Consider the following 14,622-nt stretch of genomic DNA (forward strand, 5'->3'; position numbering starts at 1 on the left):
TATCAATAAATCTTTCTTTCATTATTATCTTTCCTTTTATTAATAGGATTAAAGAGCAGATTGAAAATATCAATCTACTCTATATGTTTTAAATCAAAATTATCTGTACATCCCTTCCGGTCCAAATGTTACTTGGTCAGCCGGTTTCCACCATAGTGGTACTTTAATTGAGTCTGTAGTATATTTGCCTTTTCCATTTGCAACATCTTTAGCTGTTTCATATCCGGCTTGTGCATGACGTATTACTCCTATACCGGAGTCAACTGTAAGAGCTGCTGCAAGTCTTCCGTCAGCTTCTTCAGTACCATCAGCTATCATAGTAACACCAGTGTGAACCGCTTCACCCATTGAGTAATTACTTTGAATAGCGATTAAATCACATCCTGCTGCACAATTTAGTAGACCGTTTAGATATGGCCAGTCAGAGATATAATCTCCACCATCCGGCATATTTTCCGATTCGAATGTCGGATTAACTATTGAACCAGAGTCCAAATTATCTCTTGAAAAAGCAACCGTCCCTTTAATTCTTCCTTCTCTAATAGCTTGGTTAATTGCAAGTCCAAATCTCTTTCTTTCGCCAAATCCCATATAACATACTCTCGCCGGCATGCCTTCGATTGGTAAATTCTTTCTTGCAAGTGTAATCCATCTTTCAACAAGTTTGTCACCTTTGCAAATTTCAAGTGCTATATCATCAGTAACTTTTAAATCTTCCGGGTCACGAGATAGACAAGTCCATCTGAAAGGTCCTCTTCCTTCGCAGAATAGAGGTCTTAAATATGCTGCTACGAATCCTTCAATCTTCATAGCTTCTTCTCTTGGGAAGCCTGCATCCATACATTCTTTTCTAATGGATGTACCATACTCAAATACTTCTACTCCATCTGCCTTTAATGCAATCATAGCTGCTAATTGACGTTTCATAGTTTCTCTTGCTAATTCAAGATATTTTTCTCTGTCATCAATTCTAAGTTGGTCAGCTTCTTCCGGAGTGTATCCTGACGGGATATAAGAAATAGGGTCATGGCACGGACACATTTCTGAACAGATATCAGGTCTGAAATCACTCTTTAAAACTTCTTCGTATGCATCTGCAGCATTTCCTACAAATCCAATTGAGATTGGTTCTTTTCTCGCAGCATAGTCTTTTGCCATTTTAATAGCTTCTTCCATTGATGGAGCAATTACATCAAGGTAATCTTTTTCAATTCTCTTTTCAAGAGTTTTCTTATTAGCATCTACTATCAAGCAAACTCCGCCATGCATCTTCATAGCCCATGTTTGATTTGTTCCCATGCCTCCAACACCGGCTGTCATATAAATTTTTCCTGATAAGTCATCATTAAAAGCTTTAATAGCTATTGCGGATAGAGTTTCAAATGTTCCTTCAATAACTCCTTGTGTACCTATGTATTCCCATGGAGCTGCTGTATATTGAGCAAATATAGTTAAGTTCTTATCTTGTAAATCATAGAACCTTTCCCAAGTAGCTTGCATAATATTTGTAGTTGCCATTACTACTGTTGGAGCTTCTTTATGTGTCTTGAATATTGCAACAGGCATACCTGATTGAACGACTAATGTTTCATCGTCTTCTAAGTTCTTCAGTGCATCAACGATTGCCCAATAAGACTCCCAGTTTCTTGCTCCCTTACCATTGCCACCATAGATAACAAGTAGTTCCGGAATTTCAGCATTTTCCATATTAAATTCTAACATTCTAAGTATGGTTTCTTGTCTCCACCCCTTACATCTTAAAGTGTCAGTATCCTTTAATCCGCCTCCTTGAGCTGTTACTTTGTAAAGTATTTCAGGGTTCTCTCTGTAATATAATCCATGTTCTCCGTTCATTTGTATATCCTCCTTAAGTTTAAATAATTATTTTATAGCTTTGCTTTAGCTTGTAACCTAATTATATGAGCATATCGTTAATATAGCGTTTATGCAGATTTTATTTTCAAATATTTTTTCAACTTTTTCAAAAAAAATAAATAACGCTTTTAAAATATAAAAGTAGATAACGGCTTTATTTTTAGCCATTATCTACTCTATCCCTAATATGTTAATGAATTTTTATCAATTAATATTTTTAATCATTATATTTAACGCAAGTTCACTATCTTCTGTACTAAGTAACCCCATAGCAGATAAGATATATTCTCTATCTAATAGTATTTTTGATCTCTTTGGAATTAATCTTTTGCTTTCATTTTTAATACATGATGAAATTATTTTTCTATAGTTCACAGAATTTATTATAACTCCTCCCGTTCCAACTATATATTTTATATTTCTCAAATCTTTTCCATTTTGAATGTACACATTTTGTCCGTTCAAATATCCTTGTCTAATAGTCCCGGCATGCCTTTTCACAGCTATCTCAACGCACTCAGAAGCGAGTAATTCATCAAATTCTCTCTCCTCTTCATCTTCCGGTATAAATGAAGTCTGCTTAAATCTTTTAATACATTTCTCTTTTGCATTAACTTTTTCTTTTAAAATCTTACTTCCTGATTGGTAAACTCCTATTGAAGAATATCTCATCCCAAGATCCCCTTCAACAGTTCTCTTTTCTACCATTTCTTCGAGGCCCTCTTGTTTATAAGAAGTATCTATAATCGGATTTGAAATAGAGTGTACATCTGTAGTTGCACCTCCTACATCTACAATAATTAATTCTCCAAGTCCTTTTGTTTTTTCGGTTCCCTTTGACAAAAGTGCTGCAGCATTTAACACAGCAGTTGGAGTAGGCATTAGTATCTCTCCTACATGTCTGGCAACTTCATTCATTCCATTTGCTTTTGTTATCAAATTCATAAATATTTCTCTAATTACTTCTTTGGCAGCATATGGATTTATTTTGTCTGTATCAGGCATTATATTTTCTGTATAAACCGCTTTTATGCCATAGTTTTTAAATATTTTTTTTATTTCATTTCGTGCATTGGAGTTGCCTGCTACCACTATCGGCTTTTCTATCATATGCTCTGCTAATTTTTTAGCATTCGCTAAAATATATGATTGATTTCCACCCTCTGTTCCACCAGATAATAAAATGATATCATAGTCTGTTTTCTTTATAGTTTCTACATCTTTATCTGTTATATAGTAGCTAAAACTCTCAATTATTCTTCCACCTGCTCCCATAACAACTCTTTTAGTGGCCTCTACAGTATAACTTGGAGTTATGCCTATTGTTACAATTTTAAGCCCTCCTCCAGCCGATGAACAACAAAGTGTTTTTATAATATTTATATCCTCCTTACACTTTAAAGATTTTAACATTTCAGATTCAGCTTTTTCATAGCCTTCGATTACTGATGTTTCTACCGTTGTATAAGACTTGGATTTAGCGATTATATCTTGCCTATCTTTCGATACTAATGTCAGCTTTGTAAACGTACTACCAAAATCCACTAATAGATAACAGTCCATTTTTTTCTCCTCATTCAAATTTAATATTTGTCTTTAAGTATTCTACTTCCGCTGTATCTCTGTACTTATCCAAATATTTTATTGCATTATAATAGTATATATCATATGGTTCAGTTAATATTTTCTTCATATCATCATCGAACCCGACTTCATCTCTTTTTATTATGTATCCTATTATAGTTTGTATAAAATAAACATAACCAATATCCCTTGAATTATTTATTGTCTTAACTTCTTGTAAAGCGCTTTTTAGAAGTTCAGAAGATTCTTTAAATTTTTCATCTAAAAAATTTACAAGAGCCAAATAAGCTTCTAGAACCGGTTTCTTCCAATATGAATCAAATCTCTTTATTATGCTTTCCGCCTTATAAAATAACTCTTTCATTGCAAAGACTTCACCTTGCAAAAACAAAGTTTTACCTGCATTTATATAAAAAATTGACAAACAAGAAGCTTCTGTTTTCTCACACAGATTAATTGATTTTTGAAAATACTGCATTGCCTCTTCTAATTTACCTTGAGCACTTCTTATTTCTCCAATATAATTATAATTCGCAGCTGTGCTAATTGAGTTAGTCCCTTCTAAAATCCCTTCATACTCAAATGTGTCAATTGATTTTAAAAATAATTCTTCAGCCTTTTCAAACTCCCCGTTATTCATATAATAAACCCCATATAGTCTATAGAATATTCCAAGTTCTAAATTATCACCTACAGCTTTTGAAACCTCGATTCCCGCAACTACATGCTTTAACATCAATTCTTGATTTATTATTTGTATTGAGTATATAGCCATTTGTTTATGCCCATTTAAAGCAATCTTATAATTTTTCATAGACTCGGCAAATTGAATAACCCTATTCATTATCTTCACGCCGCTATTATAATTCCCTTCTCTTATAAAATATCTCCCTTTACAATATAAGAAAAGTAACTCAAATCCTAAAATGTCTTTTAGTTCTTCTTTGCTATTTTCTTTTATCTTTACCTCAGATATATCTATCTCTATTCGCTCCATTAATTCTGTAACTTTAGAGTTATCTATATATAATTTAACCTGTTTACTCAATTCACAATCATTTAAGCTCGGAAATATTTCATGATTAAAATTTAAATAATATGCTAAAATATACACTTCATACTTTAATTTCTTGATTTGATTTTTGGCTCTTTCAAAATGATATTTAAGTCTCAGATAAGTCTTTATAGTATTATTCCCTGTGACTAAATCTTTTTCTAACATTTGACCTATTTCATTATGCATAATTTCCCTAGAATAATCATTTATGCTGTTGTATACATAGTCCTTATATGCTGAATAAGTAAAGCTAATTTGAGTTATTCCATTTTCTTCTCTTTGTTCTAATATATTCAATTTTATTAGAGAATTTATACAGTCTATAACCTCAAAAGCATTTAGATTTAAAGCCTTAAAGATCAATTCTACATTTATATTTTCATATAGTACAGACGCTATTTCTAATACTTTCCTCTCTTTTTCTTTAAGCATAGAAAACTTTTCAAAAAGTATAGCTTGTATTTTAGAATCCTCTAAAACTTTCTTTTGTTTACTGCTATATAATTGAATATACTCGCTCAAAAAGAATGCATTCCCTTTAGATTTAAAATATATATCATCAATTTCAGATTCTTCAATTTTTGCATCTATCATTTTCTTACATATTATTTCGACCTCTTTTCTCGTAAATCTTCCTAACTCTATATACTCCAATTTATTTATATCTTTTAACGTTATAATAATATCTTCTTCACAAATCGTATATTCATTAGATTTAGTCAACAGTAAAAATATATTCTTATTCTTTTTTAATAATAAGTTTGTCAAAAGTTTTAAACTCAATCTATCAGCCCAATGAATATCTTCTATGGATATTACAATTTTCCTATCTTCTGATAACTTGTTAATCCCATTTACGATGGCACTATATACTAAATTAGTACTAAATTTTTCTTTGCTTTCTAAAATCTTAGCTTTAGGTTGATAACTATTTTTGCCTAAGAAGAAAAAGTTATTTATTAAATCTGTCCATAGTAAAGGTCTCTCTATATTATTAATATTAAACTCATTTTCAATTAATGAAATTATCTTTATCCAAGGAGAATAAGAAAATGTCTGTTCAACCTTCAAGCAATCTGCTTCAAAGAATTTGATATCTTTATTTGAATTAATTATCTCTTTCTTTAAAAAACTCTTTCCTATTCCTGCTTCTCCGCTAAGTAGTATAGATTTAAAATCTTCTCCACTTTTAAAAGAATTTAATTGTTTTTGGATTATTTCTTTGTCATAATTTCTTCCAAAAAAAATCTTGTCACTATCTAAATTTTTAGATTTTGCCTTATTTATAAAACTCAAAGCACCTCTATATATTTTTGTTATTTCCTCATTTGGTTGAACCCCTAAATCACTTTCTAATAAATCTTGCAATTCATAATAACTATTTATTATCTTGTCAATTCTCTCATTCACTTGATAAGATTTAAATAAATACAAATATGCCTCTTCATTGTACTTATCAAGTTTTAATAATTTTCTTGAACTTTGTTCTAGCTCTTCATACCTTTCATGCTTAAAGTCTTGTTCCATCTTTTTGAGAATTACATCAATAAAAGTTTCACTATAAAACTCTCTTAGCTCAAACATCCAGTTTTCAAAGTCAATCACATCTTTTAAATAAAACCCTTTTAAAAATTCTCCTCTATATTTATCAATATTATTCATAGGGTCTTTTTCAAATATTTCAGTGTCAATTTTAATATCCAAACCCTCGTTAACTGTAATGATAGATTTATTTTTAGACACTAATATTTCATTCTTAAACAGATGTCTTATTTTATGTAGTGCATTTCTAAGACTTGTTCTAGCTTTATGTTCACTAGAATCTGCCCAAAACATCCCACTTAGTTCTTCTCTACTAACTGCTTTTTTAATCAATACATAGTATAATAATGCACTGACTTTGCTCATCGGAAGAATTATTGCTTCTCCATCCTCGTATATAATTGGCAACCCAAAAAAATTACAATCTATCATGTAACCTCCTAATCTTATTGGAGCAATCTCAATGTTTTAGTAACTACGCAATATACATCTTTCGCTTGAAATACTATAGCCAAATCTTGTTCTATAGCCATAGGCACTACAATCGAATCTATAAAGTAGCACTTTCCCTTTGTTGACCTGCCAACTTCTATTGATTTTTGTAAACCTGTTGGGTAATCTTTTACTTCATAATCTGTTAAATAAATTAACGCCAACATTATGTCATCATTAACTAAACCTTCTTTCCCATCATATTTATAATAATCTAAAAAGAAGTCATGTATTTTAGTCAACATCTTTAAATAAGCAAGTGATGCCCAGTTTATTAAATATTCACTATAATCTATACCTTTCTTATTAAGTGTTTCTTCATCAACATAAATTGGTAATATAAATTTTCCATTTTTATTAACTTGAGATTTTCCAAAATATTTAAATGCAACTAAATCAACTTTTAATTTCTCTATAATCTCTTTTAAACTATTTGGTGTGTAATTAAATATGTAATTCAAATCTAAATTTAACACCTTTTTACTTTCCCTAGGTACTTCACTAGTATAATCAATCTTTATGTCTCCTTGCAAATAATCTTCAGAATTTATCATGCAAATTATTATATTCCCTAAAATATCTTGAATTTCTATCGTCCCCATTAATTTTATAATTTGTTTACCTTCTCTTCTAAGTTTCTCTTCAAATAGTATTGTACTTGATTCACTATTTTTATAAGTATCAATTAAATAATTACTTAAATTATTAAATAAAATAAAATTCCATAAATAAAGATAGTTATCTACATTTACAGTCTTATATTTTTCATTTAATTCATTCCTTCGTTTTTGTAATTCAAAATTATATTCTTCCAATGAAATTAACTTCCTTGTTTTTTCTCCCTCTTGTATATAAATATTATTTTCATTGATATAAACTAACATATTACTCATATTTCCACCCTCTAACATTCATTGTTTGTTACCGTTAATTTTAAAAACTTTATGTTAATTTATCGTTAATTTCAAATTTGATTTTAACTATAAAAAAATGATGAGCAAATTCTGCCCACCATAATAAATCATATTTAAATTTTGTTATTTAACAAGTTGTCTATCTTTTACTACCAACTCACCATTCTTGTATACTTGAGAAACTAAGTTAGTTGCAAAGAAGTACATAGTATAGTCTAAGTTCTTTGCATCAAAAACAGTTATATCAGCTTTTTTACCTTCGTCAAATGAACCTATACTATCCCCCCTTGCCACTGAATATGCAGCGTTGATTGTTACAGCATTAAATACTTCCACAGGTGTAAGTCTCATATATAGGCAACCTAATTGCATTGCAAATTGTAAGTTTGCCGTTGGACAAGAGCCTGGATTAGAGTCTGTAGTAAGAGTTATTGCCATACCCGCTTCAAGCATTTTTTTAGCCGGCGCATAAGTGTCTTCTATTAAAGAAAAAGTTGTGGCCGGTAATAAGTTCCCTATTACATTAGCTTCAGCAAGCTTCTTAATATCTTCATCAGTTATCATCATCAAGTGTTCCGCACTTACAGTCTTTACTTCAGCTGCCACGCTTGAACCACCTATTGATTCTATTTCATCCGCGTGAATTCTCGTTTTAAATCCTTGCTCTTTTGCTGCAGTAAGCAATTTTCTTGATTGTGCTGCATTAAATACTCCCTTTTCGCAGAATATATCCACAAATTCAGCTAAGTTTTCTTCCTTAACTTTTGGTAGCATGTCAATTACTTGATCTATAAACTCATCCGGATTTTCCTTACATTCTTCAGGTATAGCATGTGCTGCCATAAAAGTTGAAATAAAATCTACCGGAAGATTTTCATCTAATTTTTTTACAACTTCCATTTGTCTTTTTTCCGTATCCCAATAAAGTCCATATCCACTCTTAGCTTCTATTGTAGTTACTCCATGATACATCATATGATTTGCTAACTTTTCTGTCTTATCATATAATTCTTCAAAACTTGCTTCTCTTGTAGCCTTTTGTGTTGAAAGAATTCCACCACCTTCTGCTAGTATATCAAGATAACTCATACCGTTTAATTTTTTAGAAAATTCGTGTTCACGGCTTCCACCATATACAAGATGTGTATGACAATCAATTAGACCAGGCGTTGCAATTTTACCTTCTAAATTAACCATCTCTGTTGAATCATCTATTAAATCTTCAGGAACTTCCCCTTCTCCAACCTTTAAAATTTTTCCATCTTTTATTGCAATGTATGCATTCTTTAAAATTTTAGCCTCATTCATTTCAGCGCCTCTTAGTGGACGTCCTAAATCATTCGGACAAAAAACTTCGTTTAAATTATATAAAACTCTATTCGCTGCCATAATTCCTCCTATTTTTCATCTATTAACTGTATCTACTTTAGTCTAATTTAATCTAATTAGTGTCAAATCCTAGACTTTTCAATTTAAAATATACCCATATTTTAAAAAAAAGTAAATTATGTTACGTCTAATTAATTGACTTTTTTAAGACGGATACGATTTATGATATATAAAAAGTTAAATAATTAATTATGAGGAGGCAACATGATAAATAATAAACAAATAGCAGAATCAATGAAAATTAAATTAGAATTCGATGAACTTCCAGAAATGCCTAAGTTCGAAGAAGGTATTCGTCGTGCACCGGACAGAGGATTTAGACTTACTCAAGCTCAAACTGAAATAGCTTTAAAAAATGCTCTAAGATATATCCCTGAAAAATTCCACGAAGAACTTGTTCCTGAATTCTTAGAAGAACTTAAGACAAGAGGAAGAATCTATGGATACAGATTTAGACCAGAAGGAAGACTTTACGGAAAGCCAATTGATGAATATAAAGGAAATTGTTTAGAAGGTAAAGCAATGCAAGTTATGATTGACAATAACTTAGACTTTGCAGTTGCTCTTTATCCATACGAATTAGTAACTTATGGAGAAACCGGTTCTGTATGTCACGATTGGATGCAATACAGACTAATTATGAAATACTTAGAGGAAATGACTGATGAACAAACATTAGTTATGGAAAGTGGTCACCCATTAGGGCTTTTCAAATCTCGCAAAAACTCTCCAAGAGTTATCATAACTAACGGTCTTTTGGTTGGTCTTTATGACAACCATGAAGATTGGGAAGTTGCTGAACAAATGGGAGTAACAAACTACGGACAAATGACTGCCGGTGGTTGGATGTACATCGGACCTCAAGGAATCGTTCACGGAACTTTCAACACTATTCTTAACGCAGGAAGACTTAAATTAGGTCTTAAGGCAGAAGATGATCTTTCAGGAAAACTGTTTGTAACTAGTGGTCTTGGGGGAATGAGTGGAGCTCAAGGTAAAGCCGGAGAAATCGCTAATGCAGTAGCTATTGTAGCTGAAGTTGATATTTCAAGAATTGAAACAAGACTTGAACAAGGATGGATTTCTAAACTTGCTGAAACTCCAGAAGAAGCTTGTGCTATAGCTAAAGAATATTTAGATAAAAAAGAAGCTATGAGTATTGCTTATCATGGAAACATTGTAGACTTGCTACACTACATGAATGACAACAATATTCACATTGACCTTCTTTCTGACCAAACTTCTTGTCACAACGTATATGACGGTGGATACTGTCCGGTTGGAATAAGCTTTGAAGAAAGAACAAGAATGCTTGCTGAAGAACACGATAAATTCAAAGAAATGGTTGATGATACACTAAAGGCTCACTACGAAGTTATCAAAGCTCTTGTAGCTAAGGGAACTTACTTCTTCGATTATGGTAACTCATTTATGAAATCAATTTTTGACGCCGGTGTTAAAGAAATTTCTAAGAATGGCGTTGACGATAAAGACGGATTTATTTGGCCAAGTTATGTAGAAGATATAATGGGACCTCTTCTATTTGACTATGGATACGGACCTTTCAGATGGGTATGTCTATCAGGTAAACACGAAGACTTAGTTGCTACTGATAGAGCTGCTATGGAAGCTATCGACCCAACAAGAAGATACCAAGATAGAGATAACTACAACTGGATTAAAGATGCTGAAAAGAACCAATTAGTTGTCGGTACTGAAGCAAGAATTCTATACCAAGACGAAGAAGGAAGAGTTAACATCGCTCTTGCATTCAACAAACTTGTAAGAGAAGGAAAAATCGGTCCTGTTATGATGGGTCGTGACCACCATGATGTAAGTGGTACTGACTCTCCATTCAGAGAAACTTCTAACATTAAAGACGGTTCCAACGTATGCTATGACATGGCTGCTCAATGTTTTGCAGGAAACGCAGCTCGTGGTATGAGTTTAATAGCTCTTCACAATGGGGGTGGAGTTGGTATCGGTAAGAGTGTTAACGGTGGATTCGGACTTGTTCTTGACGGTTCAGAAAGAGTTGATGAAATAATCAAACTATCACTTTCTTGGGACGTTATGGGTGGAGTTGCTAGAAGAAACTGGGCAAGAAATGAAAATGCTATGTCAACTTCTATCGAATTCAACCAAAAACACGAAGACGGACACATCACTATTCCTTATGTAGCTGACGAAGAATTAGTTAAAAACGCAGTTGCAAAATTATTCTAATAAATTTATTTGAATTAATTTTATATTTTTAAGCTCTCCCAAGTGGAGAGCTAATTATTTTTATCTTCAATCAAAAAAGTAAGCAAATAATTATAAGCTTACTTTTTTATCTCATTTTAATTTTTATATATTTTATTTACCGTATCCTTATCAACTTCATCTTCTCCAATAAAAGCTCCCGTATTTACATTGTATTTTAAAATCACATTACGTACTTTATTTGAATTTAATGTAAGTGTTCCGCCATCTGAGCTGACATTGAAATCTGATGCATACCCAAATGGCATATATAAAATATATCCCTTTACATAAGGTTTGGTTTCTACTCTCTTGTCAGGATTTAAAAGATAATGCCCTAAAACTCCCGGTGGTTGAAAATTTCTAAAGTTTTTGAAATATTTGCTTCTAATTTCTTTACCTAAATTAAGTTCACCATTTTCCCCAGAAATTATAATACTATAGTTAGCCAATGGTTCTTGTGAAGTATAAGATACACGTCCCCCATCAAAAACTATTTCTTCCATCCCAGTCGTTGGAAATGACATATGACGTAATGCTGCTTTCATCACAAGTCCATCCTTATGATTAAAACTAACATCATAGTCTAATTCATCGTGAAATATACTCCATGTCATTGGTAGATAAGTAATATCTCTAAATACAAATAGTGGATACTTTTTTAATTCCTTTTTATCAATTTTCTTCCCATTTATCACCACATCAAAAGGAATTGTTTTAACCGAATACAATTTTCCATTTTCCTTTTCACTATCAAAAGGCTTTATCGGGATATTCCCAAATCCAGCTCCCCTATCAAGATATAAAGTTCTTTCTGCATTATTCCAATTAATTAAAATACCTAATGCCATTGCATTATCATAAGTCATAGGAAAATAAGTTATCCCATTATATGAAAGCGGTGGATACTTATTTTTTTCTTTATCCATAACTACACTATTAACAGTTACATTATATTTTGGAACCGTTACGTTGATAACCTTCGACTCTACATTTGTATTAAAAAATATAACTAAAAACATAACCGAAATAATTTTTTTTAACATAACTACTCCTATCTTAAATTTATATCAACATGACTTGAAGAGTTTATACTAACGTGGATTTAAAAATGATGTTTTTTTGACTATTCATTTCCTAAAAAGATGTCTTTAAAATGTAGTGCCATCTTACTTTATATACTTATTTTCGGTTTACAAGCTTTGTCGTTGCAACCAATATTAACACAACGCCTATTATTTGTGCCAATACTATTTCCTCTTTTAATACCACTATACCTACTATTAAACTTGTTATAGGCTCAAGCGTACTCAATATAGACGTCTTATCAGCGCCTATTTTCACTATTGCACTTTGATATAAAAATGCTGCCCCAAATGTTATTATGAAGGAATATATAATTGGAAGAATCCATTCTATCCCTTTAAATCCAAGATAAATTTCAGTTTTTGTTATCAAGCTATATATAATTACTACTATAACTGAAAATAAATTTAAATAGAATAACAACTTTGTCGGGCCTATTTTAATTAAATTCTTCATTTCCAAATAAATCGAATAAAATGAATATGTCAGCGCTGATAAAACAGCAAAGAAAACGCCTTTTAAATTCAGTTCATTAGAAGAATCCATATTCATTATTAGAATAATTCCCATAGCAACAAGCACAACGCATATTACTTCTGTCGCTTTTGGTCTGTATTTCTTTATGAAATTCACCGCAATAAAAATAACTATTGGATATGCAAAGTGAATAGTTGTTGCAGCTCCTGAATTTATATATTCATATGACGAAAACAGTGTTATGCTAGTTAGTGAAAATCCAAGAGCTGCAAGACATAAACCTTTAGCTTCATCTTTATTAATTTTTAAATCTTTTTTTTCTTTAAACTTTATAAAGAAGTATAACACTATGGTTGCGGGAACCATTCTGTAAAATGCTGAACTTACAGAATTGGCTCCCATTTTATATAGTAACTGAGTAAATAATGGCATGAGCCCAAATATAATAGCCGATAAAATGGCATGGGCTATTCCGTTGTTCAATACTTTATTATTCAAGGTTTATACATATCCTATCATAGTTGCTACAACTAATACTCCACTACAAATTAAGTACCATACAAGTAACAACTTCCATATCCATTTCATCCATTTTCCATAGGAAATTCCCCCTATTGCAAGAGCTGCCATTAAATCTCCTGCTGTAGGTGTTACTAAGTTTGTTATACCATCTCCAAATTGAAATGCCAATACTGCTGTTTGTCGTGTGAGTCCTATTACGTCTGCAAGCGGAGTCATTATAGGCATACTTACAACTGCTTGCCCCGTTCCTGATGGAATAAACACATTTATAATTGATTGTAGTATAAACATTCCTATTGCACTCAATTGTAAAGGAAGACCTACTACTAATCTAGACATGTAATAAACTATTACATCTAATATATTACCGTCTTGCATAATTACTGTTATAGCTCTTGCAAATCCAACGCATAATGCCGGATATAAAAGATTCCCTGCGCCTTTTACAAAATTATCTACCATTTCATTTATAGTAAGTCCACCTGCAAACCCGCATATTACAGTAACTGCCATAAATACTCCGGCTATTTCTGTCAAATAAAATCCATAAGTTATAACACCATATACTAAGAATACAATTCCAAGTATAAAAGTTGCTATTGCAAATTTATGTCTTGTTGTAAATTCTACATCTTCACTTAACAAATCAGCTTCTCTATATGGACTGTTCTTATCACTTTCATATACCAAACTCTTTGTAGGATCTTTTAATATCTTTCCTGCATAAATGTATACATATATTATTGTGGCAAGTATTAATAGCGTAAAAGCTACTACCCTCATATGCATACCACTGAACATTTCAACATTAGCTATTTTTTGTGCAGTTGCAACAGTGAATGGATTTAAAATTGCTCCTATGTATCCTACACCTACACCCAACATTCCGAGTGCTACACCTGTTATTGAGTCAAATCCCAAAGCTAAACAGAGAGTTATTTGCAGAGGCAAAAACGCTAAACACTCTTCAAAATTCCCAATTATAGCTCCTCCCAATCCCCAAAACATCAACACTACCGGTATGACCATTCTTTCTCGTCCTTTTAATTTTATTAAAGCAAATTTTAAAAGTGCATCTAAGGCTCCTGTCCCCTTTAATACTCCAAAAGTACCTCCTATTATAAATAAAAAGTTAATAATTTCTGCAGACTCATTGAGTCCTCTTGGTATTGATTGCAAAACATCAGCAATAGAAACCGGACTTTTTTCAATAGAATGAAAACTATTTGGGTCAACTATTTCACTTTCGCTTACAGGATCCACTATTCTGTCGAATTGTCCTGTTGGTAAAATGTAAGTCGAAATTGCCGCTACTATCACTAATATAGCTATTAGAGCTAATGCATCCGGAGCTTTAAATTTGAACTTACGTTGTTTCTTATTTTCCATTTTTACGCCTCCTTGATTTCTAATCATGATTATAATATAATTATGATTAGA

At 31.7% G+C, this 14,622-nt stretch carries 9 protein-coding genes; 1 reads left to right on the forward strand and 8 read right to left on the reverse strand.

Annotation, left to right across the window (positions count from 1 at the left end):
- Nucleotides 1-99: 99 nt before the first annotated feature.
- The 5 genes from SOR77_RS00250 to hutI all read right to left on the reverse strand — a co-directional run bounded on the left by SOR77_RS00250 (nucleotide 100) and on the right by hutI (nucleotide 8,853).
- Nucleotides 100-1,854, reverse strand: coding sequence for a urocanate hydratase (locus SOR77_RS00250; RefSeq protein WP_320635216.1), 1,755 nt, complete (start codon nucleotides 1,852-1,854; stop codon nucleotides 100-102).
- Nucleotides 1,855-2,079: 225 nt separating this feature from the next.
- The gene (gene glmL / locus SOR77_RS00255) at nucleotides 2,080-3,438 is read right to left on the reverse strand and encodes a methylaspartate mutase accessory protein GlmL (protein WP_320635217.1); all 1,359 of its coding nucleotides are present in this window, start codon (nucleotides 3,436-3,438) and stop codon (nucleotides 2,080-2,082) included.
- Between the two features lie 10 nt (nucleotides 3,439-3,448).
- Nucleotides 3,449-6,490, reverse strand: a complete 3,042-nt coding sequence (locus tag SOR77_RS00260) for an AAA family ATPase (protein ID WP_320635218.1) — start codon at nucleotides 6,488-6,490, stop codon at nucleotides 3,449-3,451.
- A gap of 14 nt (nucleotides 6,491-6,504) precedes the next feature.
- The gene (locus SOR77_RS00265; protein WP_320635219.1) at nucleotides 6,505-7,443 is read right to left on the reverse strand and encodes a hypothetical protein; all 939 of its coding nucleotides are present in this window, start codon (nucleotides 7,441-7,443) and stop codon (nucleotides 6,505-6,507) included.
- Between the two features lie 144 nt (nucleotides 7,444-7,587).
- Nucleotides 7,588-8,853: an imidazolonepropionase gene (hutI, locus tag SOR77_RS00270; protein WP_320635220.1), complete on the reverse strand. Its 1,266-nt coding sequence runs from the start codon at nucleotides 8,851-8,853 to the stop codon at nucleotides 7,588-7,590.
- Nucleotides 8,854-9,057: 204 nt separating this feature from the next.
- Between hutI and SOR77_RS00275 the strand changes: the two genes are divergently transcribed.
- Nucleotides 9,058-11,079 (forward strand): urocanate hydratase, encoded by a 2,022-nt coding sequence (locus SOR77_RS00275; protein ID WP_320635221.1) that lies wholly within the window; start codon nucleotides 9,058-9,060, stop codon nucleotides 11,077-11,079.
- 116 nt (nucleotides 11,080-11,195) lie between these two features.
- Here the strand turns inward: SOR77_RS00275 and SOR77_RS00280 are convergent, their stop codons facing one another.
- The 3 genes from SOR77_RS00280 to SOR77_RS00290 form a co-directional block, all read right to left on the reverse strand.
- Nucleotides 11,196-12,143 (reverse strand): hypothetical protein, encoded by a 948-nt coding sequence (locus tag SOR77_RS00280; RefSeq protein WP_320635222.1) that lies wholly within the window; start codon nucleotides 12,141-12,143, stop codon nucleotides 11,196-11,198.
- Nucleotides 12,144-12,279: 136 nt separating this feature from the next.
- Nucleotides 12,280-13,158, reverse strand: a complete 879-nt coding sequence (locus SOR77_RS00285; RefSeq protein ID WP_320635223.1) for a DMT family transporter — start codon at nucleotides 13,156-13,158, stop codon at nucleotides 12,280-12,282.
- Nucleotides 13,159-13,161: 3 nt separating this feature from the next.
- On the reverse strand, nucleotides 13,162-14,571 hold the full coding sequence (locus SOR77_RS00290) for a YfcC family protein (RefSeq protein ID WP_320635224.1): 1,410 nt from the start codon (nucleotides 14,569-14,571) through the stop codon (nucleotides 13,162-13,164).
- Nucleotides 14,572-14,622: the final 51 nt, after the last annotated feature.

The organism is Peptoniphilus sp. (assembly GCF_034090345.1).
Taxonomy (GTDB): Bacteria; Bacillota; Clostridia; order Tissierellales; family Peptoniphilaceae; genus Peptoniphilus.